This is a genomic window from Polaribacter haliotis, from assembly GCF_014784055.1.
In the GTDB taxonomy this organism is placed as follows: domain Bacteria; phylum Bacteroidota; class Bacteroidia; order Flavobacteriales; family Flavobacteriaceae; genus Polaribacter; species Polaribacter haliotis.
In genome coordinates this window covers 3,490,914-3,513,764 of the sequence record NZ_CP061813.1, presented here as the reverse complement: position 1 = coordinate 3,513,764, position 22,851 = coordinate 3,490,914, and the positions used below count along the sequence as shown (strand labels likewise).

The 22,851-nt window shown below is 30.0% G+C and carries 43 protein-coding genes and 2 tRNA genes; 3 read left to right on the top strand and 42 right to left on the bottom strand.

The features are described from left to right. Positions 1–192: 192 nt before the first annotated feature. The 39 genes from H9I45_RS15155 to H9I45_RS14965 form a co-directional block, all read right to left on the bottom strand. Positions 193–549 carry a hypothetical protein gene (locus H9I45_RS15155; protein WP_088354286.1) on the bottom strand — a complete coding sequence of 119 codons (357 nt, stop codon included), beginning with the start codon at positions 547–549 and terminating at the stop codon, positions 193–195. Positions 550–559: 10 nt separating this feature from the next. Continuing rightward, positions 560–967 carry a phage tail tube protein gene (locus tag H9I45_RS15150; protein WP_088354287.1) on the bottom strand — a complete coding sequence of 136 codons (408 nt, stop codon included), beginning with the start codon at positions 965–967 and terminating at the stop codon, positions 560–562. A 4-nt stretch (positions 968–971) separates the two neighbouring features. Next, positions 972–1,337, bottom strand: a complete 366-nt coding sequence (locus H9I45_RS15145; RefSeq protein WP_088354288.1) for a hypothetical protein — start codon at positions 1,335–1,337, stop codon at positions 972–974. Next, positions 1,337–1,807: an HK97-gp10 family putative phage morphogenesis protein gene (locus H9I45_RS15140; protein WP_088354289.1), complete on the bottom strand. Its 471-nt coding sequence runs from the start codon at positions 1,805–1,807 to the stop codon at positions 1,337–1,339. Before H9I45_RS15140 ends, H9I45_RS15145 begins: the two co-directional genes overlap by 1 nt. Next, positions 1,800–2,132: a phage head completion protein gene (locus H9I45_RS15135; protein WP_088354290.1), complete on the bottom strand. Its 333-nt coding sequence runs from the start codon at positions 2,130–2,132 to the stop codon at positions 1,800–1,802. The genes H9I45_RS15140 and H9I45_RS15135 overlap by 8 nt, the downstream gene beginning before the upstream one ends. Next, positions 2,133–2,705, bottom strand: a complete 573-nt coding sequence (locus H9I45_RS15130) for a hypothetical protein (protein ID WP_088354291.1) — start codon at positions 2,703–2,705, stop codon at positions 2,133–2,135. 6 nt (positions 2,706–2,711) lie between these two features. After that, entirely contained in the window at positions 2,712–2,861 is a 150-nt protein-coding gene (locus H9I45_RS15125; protein ID WP_176397562.1) for a hypothetical protein, read from the bottom strand. Positions 2,862–2,939: 78 nt separating this feature from the next. Next, positions 2,940–4,196, bottom strand: a complete 1,257-nt coding sequence (locus H9I45_RS15120) for a phage major capsid protein (RefSeq protein ID WP_088354292.1) — start codon at positions 4,194–4,196, stop codon at positions 2,940–2,942. Positions 4,197–4,206: 10 nt separating this feature from the next. Next, positions 4,207–4,803, bottom strand: a complete 597-nt coding sequence (locus tag H9I45_RS15115; protein WP_088354293.1) for an HK97 family phage prohead protease — start codon at positions 4,801–4,803, stop codon at positions 4,207–4,209. After that, the gene (locus H9I45_RS15110; protein ID WP_088354294.1) at positions 4,796–6,037 is read right to left on the bottom strand and encodes a phage portal protein; all 1,242 of its coding nucleotides are present in this window, start codon (positions 6,035–6,037) and stop codon (positions 4,796–4,798) included. The genes H9I45_RS15115 and H9I45_RS15110 overlap by 8 nt, the downstream gene beginning before the upstream one ends. Positions 6,038–6,093: 56 nt before the next feature. Then, on the bottom strand, positions 6,094–6,249 hold the full coding sequence (locus H9I45_RS15105; RefSeq protein WP_176397563.1) for a hypothetical protein: 156 nt from the start codon (positions 6,247–6,249) through the stop codon (positions 6,094–6,096). Between the two features lie 174 nt (positions 6,250–6,423). Next, a complete protein-coding gene (locus H9I45_RS15100; RefSeq protein WP_176397564.1) occupies positions 6,424–6,600 on the bottom strand; it encodes a hypothetical protein in 177 nt (58 codons plus the stop codon). Continuing rightward, positions 6,597–6,845 (bottom strand): hypothetical protein, encoded by a 249-nt coding sequence (locus H9I45_RS15095; protein WP_088354296.1) that lies wholly within the window; start codon positions 6,843–6,845, stop codon positions 6,597–6,599. The genes H9I45_RS15100 and H9I45_RS15095 overlap by 4 nt, the downstream gene beginning before the upstream one ends. Next, entirely contained in the window at positions 6,846–7,640 is a 795-nt protein-coding gene (locus H9I45_RS15090) for a tyrosine-type recombinase/integrase (protein WP_088354297.1), read from the bottom strand. Positions 7,641–7,701: 61 nt separating this feature from the next. Beyond that, entirely contained in the window at positions 7,702–7,842 is a 141-nt protein-coding gene (locus H9I45_RS15085) for a hypothetical protein (protein WP_191141235.1), read from the bottom strand. 227 nt (positions 7,843–8,069) lie between these two features. Next, entirely contained in the window at positions 8,070–8,210 is a 141-nt protein-coding gene (locus H9I45_RS15080; RefSeq protein WP_191141235.1) for a hypothetical protein, read from the bottom strand. Between the two features lie 227 nt (positions 8,211–8,437). Beyond that, positions 8,438–8,689: a hypothetical protein gene (locus H9I45_RS15075; protein ID WP_088355500.1), complete on the bottom strand. Its 252-nt coding sequence runs from the start codon at positions 8,687–8,689 to the stop codon at positions 8,438–8,440. A 66-nt stretch (positions 8,690–8,755) separates the two neighbouring features. Beyond that, complete coding sequence (locus H9I45_RS15070) at positions 8,756–8,977, bottom strand: hypothetical protein (protein ID WP_088355501.1); 222 nt, start codon at positions 8,975–8,977, stop codon at positions 8,756–8,758. A 61-nt stretch (positions 8,978–9,038) separates the two neighbouring features. Further along, positions 9,039–9,287 (bottom strand): hypothetical protein, encoded by a 249-nt coding sequence (locus H9I45_RS15065; RefSeq protein ID WP_088355502.1) that lies wholly within the window; start codon positions 9,285–9,287, stop codon positions 9,039–9,041. A 170-nt stretch (positions 9,288–9,457) separates the two neighbouring features. Continuing rightward, the gene (locus H9I45_RS15060) at positions 9,458–9,598 is read right to left on the bottom strand and encodes a hypothetical protein (RefSeq protein ID WP_191141235.1); all 141 of its coding nucleotides are present in this window, start codon (positions 9,596–9,598) and stop codon (positions 9,458–9,460) included. A gap of 229 nt (positions 9,599–9,827) precedes the next feature. Continuing rightward, on the bottom strand, positions 9,828–10,067 hold the full coding sequence (locus H9I45_RS15055) for a hypothetical protein (RefSeq protein ID WP_088354313.1): 240 nt from the start codon (positions 10,065–10,067) through the stop codon (positions 9,828–9,830). 157 nt (positions 10,068–10,224) lie between these two features. Beyond that, on the bottom strand, positions 10,225–10,695 hold the full coding sequence (locus H9I45_RS15050) for a hypothetical protein (protein WP_088354314.1): 471 nt from the start codon (positions 10,693–10,695) through the stop codon (positions 10,225–10,227). Between the two features lie 144 nt (positions 10,696–10,839). Beyond that, positions 10,840–11,058 carry a hypothetical protein gene (locus H9I45_RS15045; protein WP_140422759.1) on the bottom strand — a complete coding sequence of 73 codons (219 nt, stop codon included), beginning with the start codon at positions 11,056–11,058 and terminating at the stop codon, positions 10,840–10,842. Between the two features lie 136 nt (positions 11,059–11,194). After that, positions 11,195–11,398 (bottom strand): hypothetical protein, encoded by a 204-nt coding sequence (locus H9I45_RS15040; protein ID WP_140422760.1) that lies wholly within the window; start codon positions 11,396–11,398, stop codon positions 11,195–11,197. 167 nt (positions 11,399–11,565) lie between these two features. Further along, positions 11,566–13,305 (bottom strand): terminase large subunit, encoded by a 1,740-nt coding sequence (locus H9I45_RS15035; RefSeq protein WP_088354317.1) that lies wholly within the window; start codon positions 13,303–13,305, stop codon positions 11,566–11,568. A gap of 1 nt (position 13,306) precedes the next feature. Then, positions 13,307–13,819 (bottom strand): P27 family phage terminase small subunit, encoded by a 513-nt coding sequence (locus H9I45_RS15030; protein ID WP_176397566.1) that lies wholly within the window; start codon positions 13,817–13,819, stop codon positions 13,307–13,309. A 107-nt stretch (positions 13,820–13,926) separates the two neighbouring features. Further along, on the bottom strand, positions 13,927–14,259 hold the full coding sequence (locus H9I45_RS15025; protein WP_088354319.1) for an HNH endonuclease: 333 nt from the start codon (positions 14,257–14,259) through the stop codon (positions 13,927–13,929). Continuing rightward, positions 14,237–14,491: a hypothetical protein gene (locus tag H9I45_RS15020; RefSeq protein ID WP_088354320.1), complete on the bottom strand. Its 255-nt coding sequence runs from the start codon at positions 14,489–14,491 to the stop codon at positions 14,237–14,239. The genes H9I45_RS15025 and H9I45_RS15020 overlap by 23 nt, the downstream gene beginning before the upstream one ends. After that, on the bottom strand, positions 14,482–15,297 hold the full coding sequence (locus tag H9I45_RS15015) for an AAA family ATPase (protein ID WP_088354321.1): 816 nt from the start codon (positions 15,295–15,297) through the stop codon (positions 14,482–14,484). Before H9I45_RS15015 ends, H9I45_RS15020 begins: the two co-directional genes overlap by 10 nt. A gap of 1 nt (position 15,298) precedes the next feature. Beyond that, the gene (locus H9I45_RS15010) at positions 15,299–15,811 is read right to left on the bottom strand and encodes a hypothetical protein (protein ID WP_088354322.1); all 513 of its coding nucleotides are present in this window, start codon (positions 15,809–15,811) and stop codon (positions 15,299–15,301) included. Further along, the gene (locus H9I45_RS15005) at positions 15,811–16,227 is read right to left on the bottom strand and encodes a hypothetical protein (protein ID WP_191141234.1); all 417 of its coding nucleotides are present in this window, start codon (positions 16,225–16,227) and stop codon (positions 15,811–15,813) included. Before H9I45_RS15005 ends, H9I45_RS15010 begins: the two co-directional genes overlap by 1 nt. An 11-nt stretch (positions 16,228–16,238) precedes the next feature. Then, on the bottom strand, positions 16,239–16,727 hold the full coding sequence (locus H9I45_RS15000) for a hypothetical protein (RefSeq protein ID WP_191141233.1): 489 nt from the start codon (positions 16,725–16,727) through the stop codon (positions 16,239–16,241). Continuing rightward, the gene (locus tag H9I45_RS14995) at positions 16,727–16,999 is read right to left on the bottom strand and encodes a hypothetical protein (protein ID WP_088354324.1); all 273 of its coding nucleotides are present in this window, start codon (positions 16,997–16,999) and stop codon (positions 16,727–16,729) included. The genes H9I45_RS15000 and H9I45_RS14995 overlap by 1 nt, the downstream gene beginning before the upstream one ends. Positions 17,000–17,001: 2 nt before the next feature. Beyond that, positions 17,002–17,157 carry a hypothetical protein gene (locus tag H9I45_RS14990; RefSeq protein ID WP_176397567.1) on the bottom strand — a complete coding sequence of 52 codons (156 nt, stop codon included), beginning with the start codon at positions 17,155–17,157 and terminating at the stop codon, positions 17,002–17,004. Positions 17,158–17,160: 3 nt separating this feature from the next. Next, complete coding sequence (locus H9I45_RS14985; RefSeq protein ID WP_176397568.1) at positions 17,161–17,316, bottom strand: hypothetical protein; 156 nt, start codon at positions 17,314–17,316, stop codon at positions 17,161–17,163. Beyond that, entirely contained in the window at positions 17,307–17,606 is a 300-nt protein-coding gene (locus H9I45_RS14980; RefSeq protein WP_088354325.1) for a hypothetical protein, read from the bottom strand. The genes H9I45_RS14985 and H9I45_RS14980 overlap by 10 nt, the downstream gene beginning before the upstream one ends. Next, complete coding sequence (locus H9I45_RS14975) at positions 17,603–17,758, bottom strand: hypothetical protein (RefSeq protein ID WP_176397569.1); 156 nt, start codon at positions 17,756–17,758, stop codon at positions 17,603–17,605. Before H9I45_RS14975 ends, H9I45_RS14980 begins: the two co-directional genes overlap by 4 nt. 197 nt (positions 17,759–17,955) lie before the next feature. Beyond that, entirely contained in the window at positions 17,956–18,288 is a 333-nt protein-coding gene (locus H9I45_RS14970) for a response regulator transcription factor (RefSeq protein ID WP_088354327.1), read from the bottom strand. Further along, the gene (locus H9I45_RS14965) at positions 18,272–18,514 is read right to left on the bottom strand and encodes a hypothetical protein (RefSeq protein WP_088354328.1); all 243 of its coding nucleotides are present in this window, start codon (positions 18,512–18,514) and stop codon (positions 18,272–18,274) included. The genes H9I45_RS14970 and H9I45_RS14965 overlap by 17 nt, the downstream gene beginning before the upstream one ends. Positions 18,515–18,678: 164 nt before the next feature. On the opposite strand from H9I45_RS14965, the gene H9I45_RS14960 reads away from it, so the two are divergent. Continuing rightward, entirely contained in the window at positions 18,679–19,353 is a 675-nt protein-coding gene (locus H9I45_RS14960; protein WP_088354329.1) for a S24 family peptidase, read from the top strand. A gap of 62 nt (positions 19,354–19,415) precedes the next feature. Beyond that, a complete protein-coding gene (locus H9I45_RS14955) occupies positions 19,416–19,943 on the top strand; it encodes a hypothetical protein (protein ID WP_088354330.1) in 528 nt (175 codons plus the stop codon). On the opposite strand, the gene H9I45_RS14950 is transcribed toward H9I45_RS14955, so the two are convergent. The 3 genes from H9I45_RS14950 to H9I45_RS14940 form a co-directional block, all read right to left on the bottom strand. Next, complete coding sequence (locus H9I45_RS14950; protein ID WP_088354331.1) at positions 19,944–21,173, bottom strand: tyrosine-type recombinase/integrase; 1,230 nt, start codon at positions 21,171–21,173, stop codon at positions 19,944–19,946. Between the two features lie 121 nt (positions 21,174–21,294). After that, positions 21,295–21,368, bottom strand: a tRNA-Arg gene (locus tag H9I45_RS14945). Between the two features lie 57 nt (positions 21,369–21,425). After that, positions 21,426–21,510: transfer RNA gene (locus tag H9I45_RS14940), tRNA-Ser, on the bottom strand. 240 nt (positions 21,511–21,750) lie between these two features. Here H9I45_RS14940 and aroC point away from each other — a divergent pair. Further along, complete coding sequence (gene aroC / locus H9I45_RS14935) at positions 21,751–22,815, top strand: chorismate synthase (RefSeq protein WP_088354332.1); 1,065 nt, start codon at positions 21,751–21,753, stop codon at positions 22,813–22,815. Positions 22,816–22,851 lie beyond the last annotated feature (36 nt).

Below are 22,851 nucleotides of genomic sequence, written 5' to 3'. Positions count from 1 at the left end.
TAAAACACCATTCTAAATCTCTATTTAATCCGTACTGTAACTTTACATTTGCTTCTTCTTTATTTCTATAACCTGTTAAAAGATTATCGAATTGACGAGGCGTTAAACTATAGAAATAATCTACTTTTAAACCAATTTCACCAAAAGCAACAATCTCTAAATCGTCGAAAGTTAGGTTAGAGGTTTTATCCTCTAACCCTTCTTCTTTCCCCTGGCAACAGGATCGACAACTTCTTTAACTTTTGGCTGACATTCTAAAAAGTAAGCACCTACTTCTTGCAGTAAAGAAATTTTACCCCACAAAGTAGCTACCACATCATCTAAAGTAATTGTAACTCTTTTATCTGTTCCTGCAGAAATACCTAATAAAATCAATTCGCCAAACAATTCTAAATGTTCGGGACCAAAATTGTTTTCATCAAAAGCAAACTTCTGCAAGAAAGCATCGTACTCTGAAAACTTTGTCCAATTGTTTTTTTTCATTACATATTTTACAAATGTGTAATTGAAAACTATTGTATAATCTTTGTTGTCGATATTTATTACCATAGTTATAATTTTAAGCGTTTAAAGCAAACGCTGGTTCGCCAATTCCTTTTATAGAAAAATCGAATGTTACTTTTTCTTTATTAGTTGCTTTAATTGAAATACTCTCGTAATAACCATTACCAGAAATTGCCAAATTACCTACAACTTCATCTGTCATTTCTATAGCAACAGCATCTTTTGCTTTTAAAGCATCCATTAAAGCTTTAATATCTACTTGAGCAGAAGCATCTGAATTATCTGCAATACCTGTTCCTGAAATAGACCATTCTACATCTTGTGGATTGTAGTTTTTACCCACAATATCTTTAGTTGCAATTTCTTGCATTGCAACACTCATAGAAAAACTAGATTCCTGCTCGTGCAAAATTGTTTTTGTGCCTGCCTTAACACGCATGTTTCCGTTATAATCTAAAGCCATTTTATTACTGTTTTATATTAAAAATTTGTTTTGTTACTATATATGTGTTTCCTGCTTCTATTCTTACAGGTTCGCTTTCTGCCGATAAATAATCGTAATAATTAGAAGAAGCTTTTAATGCTTCTACAACTTGATCTGCAATGGTTATACTTTTTGTATAATTACTAGACCAACTTTCTATAATTACCTGATATTCTGTTGCATTGTCTTTTGTTATGTTCGAATTCTTTTTTATAAAATAGTTTACAAAACTTTCTCCATCTTCTGCTTCTGATATTAATGCAGATATTGCATCTTTATCTAACAAAGCTAGTAATTCTGTTCTAGCGTTTAAATCTGTAACTATTTGTTCTGAAAAATCTACTAACATTAATTACTTAATTTTTCTATTTGCCTTTGAATGTATTTTGCAACTTTTGTTTCTGCATCTTTTGTTACTTGCCCTTGTGTTTGCTGGTACGCTTTATCTATAAAAGGATTTGCTTTCTGGTATTTTGTACCACGAATTACAAACTGTCTTAAATACCAACCATCTGCTCTTTTTGTACTTCTTGGCGAAACATATAATGTTGGGTTTTTTGCCCTACGCATTGTTTTTTTACCAATAGATCTTTTACCTGTTCCTGGAGTAATTACTGTACCAAAACTTTGCCCTTTTCTTTTTTGAATATGTGGCTTTTTAGCAATTGGCGTTAACGCTTTTACTGCTTTTACAGTTGGGTTTGCAACTTGACCAAGAATTTTAAGAACTTCTCTACTTTTAACCTTATCACTACTTAAAGATTTTAACTTTTTTTCTAACTCTTTAAAACCTTCTATTTCGATAAGATTACTATTCACTTTTTACTGCATTTATACGAAGGAATTTTCTAAACTCTACTTCTATTATAGACTCTATACTAAACTCTCTTTCTGCTTCATCTTTAACAAGCATTCCAATAGCTTTTCCGTTTGCTAAACGTATATCGTATTTTATTATAAATGCCGAATCGTAAATTGCTCTTACCTTTCCCTCTTCATCTTCACTACCAGCAACATCTATTTGCTGTGCCCAACACGTTTTTAAAACCTGATCTACTTCTACAGGAGAACCTAAACTATCTTTAGTTTTAATTTTCTGTAAAATTTTAATTTTGTTTTTAAAGTTGCCGAGTTCTATTTTCACTTAATATCTTATAAAGGAATTCAATAAACTTTCTGAAGCTGTTGGTTTGTTTTTTACATAATCTGCTCTAAACTTATCCATTGCAGCCGCTTTTAAAAGAATTGCCTGTTTAATTTTTTTTGATACTTTTACCAAACCAACAGTTATATATAATTGCACTGCATCTGGTGTAAATTCTTTTACAGTTGGTAACGTAATACCTTCTGTATATTCTAATTTGTTTTCTACAGTATCTACTCTTTGTAAAGAATAACTATCTGTTGAAAGTGTTTCTAAAGAACCAGACGTATAATCTGGTGATTTGTATTCAATCTTTTCTATTTCTATAATTGTATGTAAACTATTTACAATTACATCATTAAAACTTTTACCAGAAATTTTGTATTTCTTGGTAGTAATTGCTCTATTTATATAAGACTCGCATTCTTCTAAAGAAGCATCTAAAAAGTTTTGCCACAAAGCATCTTCTGGCGTTTCTTCTTCTGCATCTAATTCTTTTATTTGCGTTTTAAACTCTGCCAATGTTACTATTGGTTCTGCAGGTTCGAAATTTAAGTCTGTATAAAAAGCCATTGAGTTTTATTTTACGAATTTTGCATCGTTATTTTCCACTAAAACAGTTGCTTGTGTAGCATCTATTTCTATTACATCACCAATGTTTGCAGACATTAAATACTTACCTGCAACTGGTTCTAAAATTTCTATTTTAACTAATTTTGCTTTTGCCATTTTGTAATTTTTAAAGAAAAAAGCCTGCCGTTAAACAGGCTTTTATCAATTCAAAATAAATCAACTATTAAAAAAAAACTATACTGTTACCACTTTGTTAATTGCAAACGCTTTTTCGTTTGTTACTGCTACATCAGAAAAACCTTCTATAATTAATCTAACTTTTCCTGAAGCTGCTTGTGTATACGGATCTACAATAATTGAAAGTGTATCCCAATAACCAACTGTTAATTGGTTCCAATCTCCAAAAATAATTGGGTGTTTATCTGTATCTAATAAAGGCATTAAAGTTGTAGAAATAAATGGATAACCATTTAATGTGTTTCCATCTGATAAGAAAACACCAGAACCTGCATCTATTTTTGTAGTTTTTGCACCACTTTTTACTTTTGGATCTGCTAAATAAGCACGTTTTACATTTGTACCATCTGCTGCATCTACTAAACCTTCTAAAGCTACAGCTGTTGCATGCGTTAATGCACCTGCAGTAGTGTTTACATTTGTTGTAATTAAAGAATATAAACCTGTTGGAGCTTCACCAGAACCATTAATTGCTGCTAACGTAATTGTATTACCATATGCAATGTTAATTTGCTCTAAAATGTAATCTTCTACAGAAAAAGAAGTTTGTGCTAATAATTTCTTTGAAATATCCACAACACCAGAACATCTTTTTGGCTTTAAAGTTGGTCCCGCAAAACCTATATCTGTTGCAGCTGTTGTTGCAGTTTCTGATCCATAAGAAAAAGAAAATGCGCCAGAAGTTGGTAATGGAACATCGCCAACTAAACCAGACATAATGTTAACACCTAAACTTTCTATTGGAAGAACAGGCTGTAATGGTCTTACTAATTTTGGAGTTGAAGCTACCAAAGCACCACCTTTTGCACCAGAATCTCCTGTTACAGTTTGCGCTCTTAAAGCACCTGTTGGAATAGAAATTGCATTACCTTCTGGTAACTCTAAACCTGAAGCACGCATTTCTTCTTGCGCTTGCTCATGTACTTTTGCATCATCTGGATGTAATTCTTGACCTTTAGATAATGATCTTAATGATCTTAATAAAGAAAAATTACCTGACTTTTTTTCTGGTTTAACTGCAGGCGCACCAACAACTGTTCCCGCATTTCTTGAAGCATCTGCTTCGTCTTTTTCAATTTGCTCTGCTCTTAATATTTGAGCATCTAAAGCATTTCTTTGAGTCATTAAATCATCAAAAGAAGTATTTTCTTCATTTGACATTTCTCTCTTTTCTGTTTTCGCTTTTGTAATTAAAGCTGTTTGCTTGTCTTTTAGAGAAGCGCGTTCTTGTTTTAATTCTACTGAACTTTTCATTCTTACTTATTTAATTATTAACTAACAATTCTGCTTCTCGCAGACTTCTTTTATTTTCATCAAAAGATGTAACATCTTCTGGCTGTAACTCTGTTCTTAATTCTGCAACAGTTTGTGCGTTTCTTTTGTGCGCATCTGGATTAGAACCTATAGAAACAATAGACCATTCCATTAACCTTTGTTCTGTGAAATACAAAACCTCTTTATCTTCGCCATTTTCTTCATTACCAAAACGCGCCTTTTCTATTTTTGCGCCAATACTTGCCATTTTTAAAGTACCAGATTGTACTTTTCTAAAAATCTTTTCAGCCTTTGGATTTGTTTCTGCATCTTCAAAAGTTACAGTTCCAATTAATTCTCCATTTTCTACTCTTACCGTAGAAGTACCAATAATATTATCTGGATCGTCTGAATTTGCTCTATGTTGATAACAAACAATTGGGTTTCTTGTGTAGTCTGTTAAATTCCAACCATCTATTTTAAAAACCGTTCTGTAAGAATCTACTGCTTCAGAAGAAATAACAAATTCTACTTGTCTATTTTCTATCTGATCTGCAGTTGTATCTCTTACAAATGCGTTTCTTAAAACTATTCTTTCTTTACTCATTTTTCAATTTTTTAATCTCCAATGCCATTTTTTCCAACTTTAGTTGATACTCTGCTTCTGTTTGCATATTTAAAGGCATTAAAGCAACATCACCACCTTCTAATGGATTCATATCGAACATTTCTCTAATCTGATTAGGAACAAACACTTTATTGTTTAGCATTTTAGAAATAAATTCTGCCTGCGTTTTTTTATCTGCTTCTAAAAGTGAGTTTGAATTGTGGTGTACTTGATACCCTTGTCTTATTTCTGCTTCAGTAAATAGCTTTTCGTCTTGTTCTTGCCTAAATTTCATAGACCAAGGCAACACAGAATTAGATATATGATCTATATTCTGGCTTTCCATATTAGAATAGTTACTATTTTCTGTATCTTTTAATTTATGTGAAGGAATATTTAACCAACGTGCGACTTCACCAATTGCATGTTTATTAGTTTCCAAAAACATAGATTCTTGTGGCGTTAAAGAAATATGTTGGAAGCTTTCAGCTTCATCTATAACAGCAACCTTGTAATTAGATTTAGAAGAAAAACGACTCTCAATAGAATTACCTACTCTGGTTTTTGCATCTGGATTTATGCTTTTAGAAGAAGTCATTACAGCCATTCCAACACCTCTCGACGCATAATATTCTTCTGCAAACTCTTGACTACTTAATGCAACTCCTAAAGATTTAGCAGCATAAGCAACCACACCAATTCCTGTAATTCCGTTTTCTGAAAAACCAATTATGTGCTCCATATCTTTTGCAGGAACTACTCTACCATCGAAATGATACCAAAGTTTACCATTAAACTTCTTTACAGTTACTGGTGTATCGTTTTCGTTTATAAATTGCCTTGCTTCTACCTTTCCTGTAATTGGGTTTGTAATTTTTTCTGAATATGCGTTTCCTTTTAGAATTGCACATTGCATCATTATAGAATCGTAATTAAATGCAGACATAAAAGGATTTGGCCTTTTATTTAACAATCTATTTACAGGATGTGAAGCATCTTTTATACGTGTGTTTCCGTTTTTTATAATTACGGATTTAGGTAGTTTTGCGTAATCGTTACACAAAATTGTAATTCCGTTATAAAATGCAGATAGTGTTTTTGCTGAAGATGTGTTTACTGGTGTTCCGTTTTTTGTTACAGAACCACCACCAAACCAATCAAACAAACCAGAACCACCAACAGAAGAAACTGCTGATCTTGTAGAATTATTATGCTGTATTGCTTGTGCGAACACCTTTACACTTTTTTAGATGGTGTAAAGATGCTGGTATTTTGGTTTTTTATTATGAACTATTCGTTCGCTTTATTAAAAAAATTTTTAAAAGGCTTAAATATTGTTTTAACAAAAGAATTAAAAGCAATATGTAGTTTCATTTTAGAAGCATAAAAAGATTCATCTTCCAATAAAATATTCCTTTCAAATTTATCATAGAATGGTTTTTTCATTTTTTGAATTTTGTAATTGAAACAAATTTATAAATTATATACCCAAAATAGAATTCTATTATAATTAATAAAATTACTAAAATATATCTTACAGGGTTTTGAAACATTTCTAATTCTAACAATAAAGATGTTAAAAAAGCAATTAAAAATGTACAAATTATTACCGATATTATTTTAAAATCTTGCATTGATCGTTTTGTTTTTTAGGTATTTATTTATTATTTGATGCACTGTTATTTCTTGCAAACCAGAAAGTTTTGCCAAATTAGGAACTGTATTGTTTTGATTGTTTAAGAATAAATCTATAACAATTGCATCTTTTTTGTCTTGTAAATCTTGTAACTCGCTCATCTTCTTATTTTTTTTAAATACGTGTTCTTTTGATTCCTAAAAGAATCAAAAGAAGTGTATTTTTGTTCTTTAAAAATTTTTAAATATAAAAGGTTGGTTAAATCGAACGCTGCTTTGTGACTTTTGCATCTTGGTAATATTTTAAACCAATATTCAAAAAAACCTTGTCTAGTTCCTAATTGTTGCGCTATAGGTAACACTTTTGCTTCTATTATTTGTTTAAATTGTTCTGGTGATTGCTGCATTTAGATAACTTGCTTTAGATTTTGAACTGCTTTTAATGAAGTGTGATAATATATTTCTGTAGTCTTTATACTATTGTGGCCCATAATATCTGCCAAGGCTCCAATACCTGTTCCGTTATCTAATGCATAGGTTGCAAAAGAGTGCCTTAATAAATGAAAAGAAGCTGTTGGGTGAATGTATTTTTTTACTAATCTTTGTATACTTGTTGCAGAATATTGGTTTTTAAATTGGCCGTTAAAGACATATTCTTCTGATCTATATTCTAACCAATATTCTGTAAGTAACTCAATTAAATTATTGTTTAAAAATGTAATTCGGTCTTTTTTCCCTTTTCCGTTTATTACATTTAATACATTTCTTTTTTTATCGAGATCTAACCATTTTAAATTTATTACTTCGCTTATTCGCAATCCACAACTTAAACCTAATGTTAATATAGCTTTGTGTTTTAGATTTTTAACCATAGAAATTCTTTCTGCTAACAATTCTGCATCTATTATTCTAGGTAGTTTTTTTTCTCTTTTTGGTCTTTCGATTTTATTTAAGTGAACTTCTTTTTTTCCTAAAATGTATTTTGCAAATAACTTTAAACTACCTATTACCTGGTTTTGCACAGATATTGAACTGTAGTTTTTGTTTAGTAAATAGTTTTCAATTTCTTTTGTTGTTATATGATATGGATTCTTCTTTATTTCTTGAAGAAACTTTTCTAAATAACATACATACGTTTCTATTGTCCTTTTTGAATAGTTTTTATTTGTTAATTTTTGTTTGTAAATTTCTACAGATTTCATAGTTTTTTCTTTTTATAGTTGGGTTTGGTAGTGGTGGTTTCTATATAGGTGTTCTAAAAAATTAACCAAAAATAAGCAGTGCAACTATGCCAATTAATATTAAACCTAAAGGCAAGCACCCATTTATTGCTTGGTCGCTAATTGCTTCTTTATCTTCTAATTCTTTAACTCGGTTAAGTAGTTTTTTTTCTAAATCGGTCATTTTTGGTTAACATTTTAGAACAACGTATAAAAAACATTGCTCGGGTTTGTGATTATTTATATCGGTTCTTGTCTTTCCCTTTCGGGGTTTTGTAATCTCCTGCATCGTCAAGTTTTTTTGCTATCAGATATGCTATTCCTATTGTAAGTGCTGTAAACATCTGTTCTTATTTATTAAATATTAGTTTTTTAATCGCAACATTTCTTATACAAATAAGTTCTAAAAAATTAACCAAAAATAAGCAGTGCAACTATGCCAATTAATATTAAACCTAAAGGCAAGCACCCATTTATTGCTTGGTCGCTAATTGCTTCTTTATCTTCTAATTCTTTAACTCGGTTAAGTAGTTTTTTTTCTAAATCGGTCATTTTTGGTTAACATTTTAGAACAACGTATAAAAAACATTGCTCGGGTTTGTGATTATTTATATCGGTTCTTGTCTTTCCCTTTCGGGGTTTTGTAATCTCCTGCATCGTCAAGTTTTTTTGCTATCAGATATGCTATTCCTATTGTAAGTGCTGTAAACATCTGTTCTTATTTATTAAATATTAGTTTTTTAATCGCAACATTTCTTATACAAATAAGTTGTATGCAATTATTTGCTTTTAATATATGCATCAATCATATCTTCTATACTTTCGCCAATGTGCTTTTCAGAGTTTTCTCTAAACCACATAAAAAAAGCAAATAACTGTTCAGCTTCGCTCATACAACAAGGTGTATAATTCATAGCTATTTTGCGCACTTTTTTTAAGGTTACTACAAAAGCAAATTTTTCTAATTGCATACCACCTAATTCATCACAGGCTTTTATCTTTTTTTCTAAATATTCTATTATTTCGTCCATTTTTACTAATTAATTTTATTAATTCTACGCTACAAATCATACACCAACCACGTTGGTAAAAATGTTTTATTCAATACCATTGTAATTTTCTAAACACTCGTCGCAATAATTAATTGTTGGCTTGTCTGTTTTGTTTTTACATAAAACACATTTATCAACATCGTGTAAATTTAATTGCTCTTTTTGCTGTTCTATAAAAGTATTTAAAACATCATAAGCTACACCTTTTAGTAGTTTGCTTCTATTTAATTTTTCTGTAATTTCTTGCAATTTATTTATATCAATCATTTGTATTTTTATTTAAGTAATTTATTAATTTACGCAACTAAACTTACACGCAGAACGTTACCTACAATGGCTGGTAACGTGCCTTAATTTTATTTTTCGCCAAATAATTACATCTAGCAACCGAAAGTGTTATATCTACATAAGCACTATCTATAACCGCACACGTTATGTCAGGAATCCATACGTGAAAGTTTGGTTTTTGTTTAGTTCCTTCATTGCTTATATAATAGCCATTTTCATTATGCAAAATCCCTAACATAACTTCTTCCTTAGTTCCATTTGGCTCGTATTTTTTATTTAATTCAGTCATTTATCAAATTTTTAGTTTATCAAGTCGCCACAATAGGTAACAATGTATAAAATTCAGTTGCTTAGTTTGTCATTGTCTGTAAGGCTTCCGCATTAATCAGAGTAACTCACATTTAATTAAGCCAGTCGCCTAAACGCAACCGAAATCTTATACTTTGCCGTTCTAAAAAATTAACCAAAAATAAGCAGTGCAACTATGCCAATTAATATTAAACCTAAAGGCAAGCACCCATTTATTGCTTGGTCGCTAATTGCTTCTTTATCTTCTAATTCTTTAACTCGGTTAAGTAGTTTTTTTTCTAAATCGGTCATTTTTGGTTAACATTTTAGAACAACGTATAAAAAACATTGCTCGGGTTTGTGATTATTTATATCGGTTCTTGTCTTTCCCTTTCGGGGTTTTGTAATCTCCTGCATCGTCAAGTTTTTTTGCTATCAGATATGCTATTCCTATTGTAAGTGCTGTAAACATCTGTTCTTATTTATTAAATATTAGTTTTTTAATCGCAACATTTCTTATACAAATAAGTTGGTAAACATATTATTGCTTAAACCCTTTTATATAAACATAACACCCTGTACATTGGTTTTCGCAACTTTCTACCAAACCATCGCTTTTGTCATTATCAACGCAATAAAACGATTTACCAACAACAGGTATAGTTAATTGCTTACTATATTTTTCTCTCAAAGAAATCAGTTCATAGTACAAATCTTTAAAATCTATTTCATTTTCAGTGCAATCGTCTATTAATTTATTTAAGTCTTTTACTATATCCATTTTTATTTGTTTTATTTATTATTTAACACGCAACTAACCATACCTAATACGTTATGCACAATAAAATTTTAAAAAGGGCGACCACTCAAACGCACTCACTCTTACGTGTCTAAAAACTGCCCTTATACTTATATAAAGGCAATATTTAGACTTTTCATTAAGCATCTTCATCTTCAGTTACAAACGCTTTTAAATACTCTTCTTCGGTTGGTAATTTCTTTAAATCAAACTCAACTGTGTTATCATAATATTCGGTAATAAACACGCCTTTTTGAAAATCTATGGTATAGAAACCTTCGCACCATTTTTGGCATTCTTCTAAATCTGTATGTTGTACAAATTTCACAACACCGTATTCAATCATTTGATGTATATTACTACCACAATCACGGCTCAAATAAGGATAGTTTTTAGTCCAATTACTATCTTTATTAACTTCATCAATTTGCTCGTCATTTATAAGAGGTATTTTATTTAAGTTTTCTTGGTACCTATCTAAATCGCCATTTCTTAAATAGTTTAAAATATCCTTTCCTTGTCCATCAGGATAACCATCCCATTGTCCGTATTGTTGAATTTTTAAATCACCTTCTTTTGTAATTACTGCTTGTCTGTGTCTTGTTCCCATTTTTATATTTATTTAATTATTAATATTCTCGTTAATTTGGCTTTTGCAAAGCCACGCCCTTTTTAAAATTTTACAGATGCATAACACCGTATATAATGCATTTTCGTACCTCAAACGCACCATATACAAGTACGTTGGCAGTAATTAAGGCATATCAATTTTAATTACACCAAACGCTTCTTTTTCTAAATTCTTTAAAGTTTTTTCTTTTGCTTTTTTAAGAGCTTCTTTTTTATCCACAAAATACTCTCCAGTGCTTTTTAAACAATCACCTACCACATAAGCAAATTCAGGATCATCAGGAGAACAACCACCATTAACACGTATTTCTTCTTTTAGTTTTACTAATAAATATGTTTTCATTTCTAAAAATTTAACTACTGCCAACACCGTATATAATTAAGCGTAAACTGGCAGTTATTGTTTATATTATTCTTTCATTTTTAATTCCTTGTCAGCCATTTTTCCTGCGGAAAAACGCCTAACCATATACATTTCGTTAGCACACATACATAATAATGTCTACTAAAATATATCCTAAACCAAACAAAGCAGAGTACATCCAATATTTTGAAATAGTACGTGTGCTAACAATGTATATAATTAAATTTTTAACTGTTTCATCGTTAGCCATCAATCTACTTGCTAATTTATAAGCATCAGCAGGGTGTAGGTCTTTTTCTCTATCGTACATCGCATTCATTAAAGAGTGTATTATTAATTTATTTAGTTTATTCATAAGTGCTTTTTTTGTCCGTTAAAAATCAAATCATATACTTAGTCGTTAAAAGCACCTCCAGCGGTTAAAACAAACCGTATAACTAGCGACATTATTAAAGTTAAATTTATATGATGCCTTTGGTGCTTTTTTTAACCTAAAGTGATCTCTACTGAAGGATCATTATATTTTGATGTTTCTGGTTCTTTTTCTTCAGATAATGTTCCTGCAATTGCTTCAATTATAGCAATCATTGCATCAATTCTTTTTGTTGACCTTGATTTATCCAACCTTACATTTTCATTTGTATCGTAAATAGGAACACAACCAGAAAGCATCCATTTTAAAATAGGATTATTACCTACTCTTAATTTTCCTGACATAATTAAACGTTCAAACTCTTTTGTAGGACTTGTGTAATTCATTAAAGTTTGTGTAAAAGGTGATAACTCAACTCCTGCTTCTTGAAGCGGAGAAATTAAACCTGCAGAAAACTTTCTATCATATTCTACATGTTTTGTTTTCCTTTCGGAAACAATTTGAACAACTTTATTAAAAACAACATTATAATCTACCATATTGCCAGGCGTTGCAATTAAATATGTATCATTTTTATCTACTGCATTTTCTCTTTTTAAATTAGACCAATACCTATAAGGAACTCTATCTTCTTTACTCCTTTTTTCAATGGTATCTAAAGGACAAAAACACCAAACATCTACATCTCTAAAACCTTCTGAATCTGGCTCACTTACAACTGCGAAAGCTGTAATATCTGTAGTAGAACTTAAATCTAACCCACCACAATTGCCTAATTTTGCAAAGTTTTCGTATTTTATTGGAACCATACAATTGTTCCAATACTTGCTTTCTACCCAAACCGTTGGTGCATCTACCCACATGTTTAAATGCTTTGTTTGAAAGTTGGGTATTTTACTTGGCTGGTTTACTGTTTTTTGATATTCTTTTTGTAAAAAATCCACTGAAACAGTTACACCTAAATTAGGGTTTGCTTTTACCCAACATTTTGGATCTTGCCAATCATCATCTTCATCTAGATCATGTATCATTATTAAAAAAGTATCATCTTCTGCAACTCCTTCTAAAATATTAATACAACTATCTTCGAAATTTTTACAAACTCCATGCACATTTGTTCCTGCAGTTGTTATTGTGTAGGTTATTGGCTGTAATCTACTTGCTGAAGAACTTTCTAAATTTTCTTTTACTGAATCATCTTTATGAGCATGATATTCATCTATAATTGTTAAATGTGAATTAATTCCATCTTGCGTTTTTGAATCTCCACCCAAAGGCCTCATAAAAGCAGATTTTGGAAGAAACTTTATTTCTTTTTGATAAACCTTAAAACCAATGTTTTGAAGTATTGTAGATTTTTGAATAAAATCACACGCTTGCTGAAAACATAGTTTTGCCTGTTCTTCTTTTGTAGCCCCAACATAAACTTCTGCACCTTCTTCTCCATCAAACGCTTTTACAAATAAACCAACTCCAGATAGTTCTGCAGTCTTACCGTTCTTTTTACCTACTTTCTGATAAACATTCCTAATTAATCTTATTGTTTGGCCTTCTTCGTTTTTGGTTTGCCAAGCAAATAAATTATATAAAGTGAATTGTTGATATGGTGATAAAATAAAAGGTTGACCTGCAGACTTTCCTTTTGTATGTTTTAGAATTTTTTCAAAAAAACGAATAATTGCAAAACCTTTAGAATGGTCCAACCAATAACCTTTAGATTCTGCAGTATTAATTAATTTATAAAACCTATCTATTGCTTGCTTAATTCTTAAACCACAAACAATTTTACCAGATTTTACATCTGCTGCATATTGAAAAGGAATTGAGTTTTGTATGTTGCCTGGAATATTCATTTTATAAAGCCGATTTTTTAGAACCTAACATTTCTTCTATCTCATCCAACAAACTCAATTGGTTAGAAGAAGAACCATCTTCTACTGCTTTTATTTTAGATCTATCTTTTATAGATAAACCAAAATGAGCAGAAACACCGTCTAAATGTTTATCCGCTTTTTCTATTACAGAAACATAACCTGTTACATTTGTAGCACCAGAAGCAAACTTTTGCACTAAACCAGAAATACCTTTAGATTTATTTACTTCTGCAATCGCTTTACTTCTGGCATCCATCCAAAATGCTGCCTGTTGTAAATGCATTAAATCAACTTTAGAAAAATGATTTGTTTTCACAAACTCAAACCCAAACCAATACCACCACTTTTTTTGCGCAGCGTTTAACTTCATTCCTGGTTCTGGCTTCGGTAATTCTTTTAAAATACCATACAAAGAAGAAACTTCTGTTTCTTTTTTTTCAGTTTTTTTATTTTCTGAATTTGTATGTACTATTTTCATTTTATCTTTATTCATAATCATTTGATTTATACCCCCCTTACCTTTAAAACTACTGTGAGTATTTTTCTAACTTATAGGCGATGTACAGCGGATTTCACTTGTAGTGATTTTACCCCATACCCCTATTTTATTTTGTTTTTATGAGCATCACGACCTGACTTTTTGTTATGACAACTACTACTCATTGCTTGAAGTTCTTTCCAATCATATGGATCTAATTTATTATCTAATAAAAATTGTAACCCCTTGATATGATCTGTAACATTTGAAGGTTTTAATAACTCTTTTTCTTTACATTCTTTACACTCACAAACTGGATGCGCCAACTTATAAGCTTTAGAAACTTTACGCCAAGCACGCGAGTTATAGAACTTACTATTATCATGTAATCTTCTTCCTTGCACAACCCTCTCTTGTTGCCAAGGTTTCTTTTTAGGTTTTGGTATTATTGGCATCTTCTTTTTGTTTTAATATTTGTTTAGCCCAAGCTATATAAGTTTTTCTTTGACTTGCAGCAACTTCTTTAGAACTAACTAAAGTTTCATATCTTTTAAAAACCCCAGCACCTTTATCTACTTCTATTGCAAACATTCTACCAACAGGAACAGGATAAACTTTTACACCGTTTCTTATACAAATACTCATTGCTTTATTAATATCTAATTGAATTTCTTTAACTATTCCCATGGCGCTTTATCTACATTTATCGAATTTAAAGCCAACTCACATACTTCTGGCAAACCATTATCATTTACTCTAAAAGAAAACTTTTCAAAACCTTTACCACGTCCAATTACTTCTTCTACAGTACTTACCGAACTATCGTTTTCATCTTTAGTAATTCTAATTATTGATTGCGATTTATTATATAATTCTGTTCCTAAATGACCTCTTGCATTTCCATCTCCTTTGTTTTGATGCAACACTGTTGCTATATGAATTTCATATTCAAAAGACCATTTCATTAACAAATTAATTACTTCCGTACACTCAACATCATTATTAACACTCATTACCAAATCACGTACACCATCAATAATTAAAACATCTATATCCTTATGTTCCTTAAGAAGTAACACAATTGCTTCTACTCTTTCTTTTGCGCTATAAGGACGTAGGCCATACATAAATAAATTATCTTCTGCACCTGACATCTTTTGAATTCTCTTTGTAACTCTTTGCACATCTGCAGGACTTTGTTCTGTATCTACATACAAAACCTTACATTCTTTATTTGCGTTAAACACATCAAACAAACGGAGGCAACCAACCAAAGCAGAAACAAACATTGTTAATGCGAATGTTTTTTTAGATTTAGCCAAACCAATCCACCCAGAAATATCACCTTTAGAAAATTTATTTGTATTACCAATTTTCATAATAAATTCATTTTGTTTTATAGTATCTGTAGACTTAATTCTTTTAGATAAAATATCTTTTAAAAAATCGTCTGAAACTATTGGTTCTTTTGGTTTTTCTTCTAAATTAAACATCTTAACTTCTTCTATGTAAAGTTGCTATCATTCTATCATTTATTTTAGACTTTACTAAATCTAAAGGAAACGTATCTTTAAAACGTTGGTAATCCATAACAATAGCTTCACCTTCTTTTGTGGTAAAAGTTCCTTCTGCTAATCTGTTTAATTGATTAGAAGCTAAATCTTCATAGAAAGTTGTGTAATACAATTCCAATGGTTTTGATAATTTGTGAGATAACTCTGCAAAAACACTATCGTTAAAAACAGTTGTTCCATGACGCCTAATATCTCCTACTAATTGCATTATATATAACTTTGCATAAACATTATGCCTTTCAATAATTCCTGAAGTTTGCTTATTTATAAAACTTAAAACAGATTTTAAAGCCAACTTATCTGCATCATTAGGTGTAAAGTTTTGCATCTTACCGTTTTTATCTTCAGAAAAACGCCAAAGCAACCTGTTACCTGCTTTTTTAATATCCCAGAAATCGTTATTACCTTGTATTTTCTTTTTATTGTCTTGCATTATATTTTGAAGTTTAAATACTTATTCAAATTATCTTCTTTTAGCAAATACTCTGGTGTTGCAAACTTGAAGTTCTGTTCTAAATGCCACTTATTTTTAGGCGATGAAGAATATAAATTAGCAATTGCCTTTCTAAAATCTGCTCCAGAATAACCAACTGCAAATTGTTTAGAAAAACTCTTTTGCAAAGTTTCTGTTATTTTAAAATCTCTATTAGAAATTTTATTAAAAACATTTATAAACCAATTTAATTCTGTTTCTAAATCTGCATCTTTTAAATTTTGTTTACGAATCCAATTTCCAAAATGCTTAAATAATTCACCATCGTTATTATAAATTTCTTGAGTAGAAATTGAGTGTTTTACAAAAATTGAAATATTGTTTTTTACTGTAGAAATTTTAAGTCTATTTTGCATAGCAGATATTTCTAATAATGAAATATTTTTTCTATTTTCTCTAGTAATAATATATATCTATCTTTTATATCTACTTCCTTATATTTAGAGTTGCCAATTTCGGCAGTCAGACTGTCAATTTCGGCAGTCTTGTTATTGCCAATTTCGGCAGTCACTTTTTTAGGTGATTTCTCAACAGATATTTTCAATAAATTTTTACCTTTTTTTGTTAAAGTATACCATTTTGTTCTGTCGTTTTTTTTGGTATTAAATTCACCTTTTTTAATTAATTTTTCATCTAACATTTTATCTACTAAATGCCTAATTTTAGAAATACCCCAATAAGGAAATTGGTGGTTCATTTGCGTTAATTTCATTCGAACCCAATATTCACCCTTAAACTTATTTACATCATCTGAAACTACTTTTTCGTACCAAAAACACATGTGCTGCAACATTAAAGCAACATCCACATTATAAGCACCAGCAACTTCTACAGAAAAAGAATGTGATCTACTCATTAAGCTACCAATTCAAGTTCTTCATTAAACATATATGCTTTAGAAATTTTATGCATAACAACTCTAAAAGCTTTGTTATTTTCCAACCTAAAAGCACCTTTCGTTAAAATTGATTGCACCTTTAATTCAGTTAAACCAAAATAATCTGCTACTTCTGGCATTTTATTACCAAGTAAAACAATAGATAAATATACTTTTACTGCTTTTTGCTTTTCTACAGGAACACCTGCAGAAATAACATGTTTTTTTAATTTGTTGATTTTCTTTTTCATAATTAATCGTGTTTAGAATTAAAACCATTTGTATCTATTCTAGATATAGAATACCTTGGCTCCGTTAATGCTTTTGGGTGACTTTTAGGCCTTGGCCAACCAGTAATTGGGTTTACATTATCTTTCCAAGAAACCACATGCTTTTTTTTACCTTCCATAACTTATAGTTGTTTATTACAATTTCTACAAGATTCAATCATATCAAATTCAGATTGCGGATTACATAGTTTACCAGACTCACAAACAGGGTAACTTCTACCAACTTTACAATTCTGCTTTAAAACATCTTCATTTTTAAAATTATCTACTAATAACATTCGCTTTGTCTTTGTTGTTCGTCTTGTATACTACTTTCTTTATATTTTTTAGGAGAAGTAGGACCTTTACCGTTCATTACCTGCAACATAGAAAAAGGATCCTTTTCTGCAATTCTTAACCAATGCGCAGTTACTTTATATTTAGCTTTGGCAGTTTTTCTGTCTATCCACTTTACACGCTTATCTACAGAAGTTTTTACGTTAACCTCTATCATAAAATCGTGTAATTGTTTTCTAGAAATTATTACCAAATCTTTATCTTTTAACTCGTCTACAGAAATTACATTCATAATTGCGCTTTTGCTATTAAACAATCTGCTTTTAACTTCGCTGTTCTAAAAATTATAATCATTTCATCGTAAGAATAACCAGCTTCCTTTAAGATCTTAACCCAACTTTTTACCAAGTTTTCTGCTACAGTATCTTTATCTTCATTACTCATACTTCAATTTATTTAAAATAATTTCTACCTTATTTAAAAATTTTTCGTCTGCCTGGTTAAATTTCCAAAACCTAATAATATCAAAACCATTTAGTGTAGTGTCTAAAGATTTGCACACGTTATAAAAAGCGGTCATCCCCATAAATCCTAAACTTTTAAAACGATTCTTTAGACTACTACACTTTATTGCAAATGGCTTATATAATTTCATATTTTCTAATTTTTTGTGATTTTCTTCCTGCTCTAAATATTTTACCATCGAAATCTGTTGACGTAAAAACCATGAAGTTCTGAAGTATTAAAAACAATACAGTTGCAAAAAATTTAGCAGGATTCTCTACAATGTAAAACCTTGCAACATCTACAGCACTTCTAGCATTTATTTTTTTTCTGATATTTTTAGCATGTGTATGCACAGTAGATTCTGCTATAAATAATTTTACAGCAATTTCTTTTTCAGAAAAACCAAAAGCAATTAACTCTGCAACTACCTTTTCCTGCTTTGTAAACTTTTTATTTTGAAACATCATAACCTTTTAGTATTTCAGTTATTTTTTCTTCAAAACCACAATCTTCATAAGCTGTAACAATTTTTTCTGCACATTCTATTAAAAGAGTGTTTCCTTTTTTGTTTCCTGCAATTACCTCGCTAACATTGCCTTGGCTTTTGTAACCAAAAGTTTCTGTTATCTTCTTTATAGTACCATAAGGCAAAGCGTTTTTTAACTCAATATTTCCTTTAATTTCATCTACCATTTTTATAGTATTTTATAGAAGTGAACTTCTCTACTCTTATTATTTTCTTTACTTTTGAAAAGTGAGTTGCACTACTCTACAAATATATATCAAATTATATCAATTAACATAACAATTGATATAATATTTTATAAATATTTTTTATATAGTTGAAAATCAGTATTATGGAATCTAAAAAAAAGGTTATTTTAATAAGGAAATTAGCAGAAGAAAATAATATTACAGCTTACGATATTGGAAAAAACACAGAAATATCTCTAACTTCTGCCAGAAATGTGTTAGAAGATGACAACATTACACCAAGAGTAAAAACATTAAACATTATTCTAGAATATTTAGAAAATGCAATTGTTGGCACAAAAAACCAATACGAATTAAAAGAAGAATTCCAATCTAAAGTAACAGAAGAAACTGTAAATTATTTACCAGAAGGCGTGCCTTATTATGATGTAGAATTCGCTGCAGGTTTTGAAGATTTTACACAAAACCAAGCCATTAAACCAACATCTATTATATTACACCCATTTTTTACAGGTTGCGATTTTGTTATACGCGCTTCAGGACAATCTATGGCTAAAATTATAAAACATGGAGATGCAATTGGTATAAAACAATTAGACAATTGGCAGGAGTTTTTACCATTTGGCGAAATTTACGCCATTGTTACCAAAGATAATTACAGAATGATAAAAGTAATTACGAAAGGATCTACAGAAGATTATTTTACTTTAATAAGCAAACCAACAGACAATAAAAAAGAAGAATTCCCACCACAAGAAATAAAAAAGAACCAAATTATTAGTATCTTTAAAGTCCAAGCAAGTAGTTATTTATTTTAAAATATCTGTTTATAGACAGATAAACCAAAATATCTGCCTACAGACAGATAAAACCAAAACACATGAAAAGAATTGCATCTATATTATTAATCTTAACAACTTTATCTGGTTTTAGTCAAAAATACGTAGATACTTTATATAATTTTAAAGTTGATAAAGGAAATATTGTGTGGCAAAAGGTTTTTGAAAATAAAGATACATTAGATTTAAAAACAAACTTTAAAGAAAAAAGTTTAATAAATTTTAACACTAATAACTTAAAAGAAACCGAAAACACAATTTCTTTTTCAATAGAAAACGATAAAATTAACCATCAAAAATATGGTGGTTCTGCAATGTTTTCTGCCTTTTACATTCAACAAGTAAACCACTACAACGTTTCTATAGACTTTAAAGAAAAAAAATATAGAGTCACAATAAAAAACTTTGTTTCCGGAACACTAAACAATAATAAATCTTTAAGATTAGAACAATACGTTGTAAAAAACAACAAAATTAAAAGAACCAAAATAAACATTAAGAATCTAAACTACTATCAAAAGTATTTTACAGATAAATTTACAATTTATTCTAATAAAGAAGATTGGTAGTTATTCAATAATTTTTAAATGCGCTTCATCACGCAATATTTCTGGATATTTATCTTTGTAAATAGTATCTACATCATTTCTTTCATGGCCCATTAACTCACGTAATAAATCGCTATCTAAAAATAAATTTTTACCCAAAGTAGCAAAAGTATGGCGCGCAACTTTAATTCTAATTTGCCCACCTAATGGCAATACTTCTATTTTTTCCTGCTTCTGAACAAAATCTAAAGACCTTCTTAAATTATCTCTAAAAGATTTGTAAGAATCAAAATCTTTAGGCCAAGGAAACAGATATTTACCTTTTACTTTATACTTATCAATAATTTTTTGCGCCTTTGGTACAATTTTCAAATCGAACTGATAACCAGAACCAGCTAATTTACTCCTGGTAAAATACACCCTACCATTATTAATGTTTTTATACTCCAGATAATATACATCTTTTAAATCTTGCCCACCAAAGTAAAACAACAACAACCACAAATCTATTGCCCTTTGGTGATACATTGGTAATTTTTTTGGCGCAACCAATTTATTACCCTTACCATCTAAACGCAACATTGCATTTTCTAATTTAACTATAGATTCTTTTGTAATATTTCGTTTTTTAGTTCTGTTACTCTTTACAGTAATTCCTTTAAAAACTCCATCAAATGGTTTTGTGTCTTTTGCAACCCCACGCCTTACAGCTTCATTATAAACTGTTCTAATTTTACGTAAATAAGTATGTACAGTAGATTTAGAATTACCCAAAGAAATACGCCAATCTTTAAAACCATTTAAAGTAGAATAGTCTACATCTGTAAAATCTAAATTAGTTCTATATTTTTTTAATTGATCTAAAGCAGTTTTATAAATATTGTGAGTAGATTTTTTTTGCGCAGCAGTTAATTCAGATAAGTAAGATTCGTAAAACTCATAGAAAGAAACAATATTAGTAAAACCACTACCACCTAATAATATTTTTTTTGCGCTTTCTAAATTCGCTTTTCTGGTAGTTTTATAATCAAAAACAATTTCATCTAACAATAATTGTTTCTTTCTAACAAATAAAGCCATTTTAGGGTTTTTAATTGGCATTTGGTTTTTTAAATCCCAATCCTTTAAATGAAAATAAACACCCAAACTCACGTTTTTCTGCTTACCTTTATGGTTCAAGAAAACCACAACAGGAAACCCTTCTTTTCTCTCTTGATTCTTTCTGGTATCTAATCTTATTTTACCATTCATTATTTTTTCACGTTTTCAACACGTTTTTACGTGTAAATAATAACAAATATACATAAATACAAACAAGTTAATAAAAGTTTAAAACAACAAAAAAGCTTTACCATTACAGTAAAGCTTTAAGTGAGCCCTGAAGGATTCGAACCTTCGACCGCCTCCTTAGAAGGGAGGTGCTCTATCCAGCTGAGCTAAGAGCCCTAGTAATATTTTTAAGAAATTCAAACCCTTGAATAATACAAGGGTTTGGTTTCTTTGCGGAGAATGAGGGATTCGAACCCCCGGACCTGTTACAGTCAACAGTTTTCAAGACTGCCGCATTCGACCACTCTGCCAATTCTCCAGAAGTCTATCAGGTATTCCCTGAATGCGGATGCAAATATATAAAGCTTTTTTAACTCTGTAAAAGAAAAAAGCTATTATTTTTTATCTTTTTTGAATATCGTTAAATAATGATTCTATCTTATTCATTATCAAGGTATATTTTTGTATTAAAACACATGGAAATCATTATAAATATAGAAAAATAAAACTTTCTAATAATCACTTTAGTATATTTGTATCACAAATAAATACAGAAACAATGTCATTTAATTCTTTTGGAAACTTATTAAGAGTAACAACATATGGTGAATCTCATGGAACTGCGATTGGCGGAGTTATAGATGGGTTTCCTGCTGGCTTAGAAGTTAATTTTAATGCAATTCAAGAAGAATTAAACAGGCGTAAACCAGGGCAATCTAAAATCGTTACACAACGAAAAGAGCCAGATACTGTAGAGTTTTTATCAGGAGTTTTTGAAGGTAAAACTACAGGAACTTCTATTGGTTTTATTATTAGAAATACAAATCAAAAATCTAAAGATTATAATCATAATACAAATATTTATAGACCATCTCATGCAGATTTTACTTATGATAAAAAATATGGTATTAGAGACTATAGAGGTGGTGGAAGAAGTTCTGCTCGTGAAACTGCCAATTGGGTAGTAGCAGGCGCTTTGGCAAAACAATTAATTGCTAGTATTAATATTAATGCATTTACATCTTCTGTAGGAGATATTTTTATTGACAAGCCTTATCAAAATTTAGATTTTTCTAAAACGGAAAATAATATTGTACGTTGTCCTGACGAAAATTCCGCAGAAAAAATGATTACTAAGATTCAAGAAATTAGAAAAGCTGGTGATACAATTGGAGGAACAATTACTTGTGTAGCTCAAAATGTTCCTGTTGGTTTAGGAGAGCCTATTTTTAACAAGTTACATGCGGAATTAGGTAAAGCAATGCTATCTATAAATGCTGTGAAAGGTTTTGAATTCGGAAGTGGCTTTTGTGGTGCAAAAATGAAAGGTTCTGAACACAATGATGTTTTTAATAAAGATGGTTCTACTCAATCTAATCTTTCTGGAGGAATTCAAGGTGGAATTAGCAATGGTATGGATATTTATTTTAGAGTAGCATTCAAACCAGTAGCTACAATTATGAGTTCTCAACAAACTATAAATTCTGATTATGAAGTTACAGAGATAACAGGAAAAGGTAGACACGATCCTTGTGTAGTACCTCGAGCAGTTCCAATTGTTGAAGCTATGACTGCTTTAGTTCTAGCTGACTTTTGGCTACTAAATAAGTCTAGAAAAATATAATTTATAAAAAAAGTGAAACATAGTATGTTTCACTTT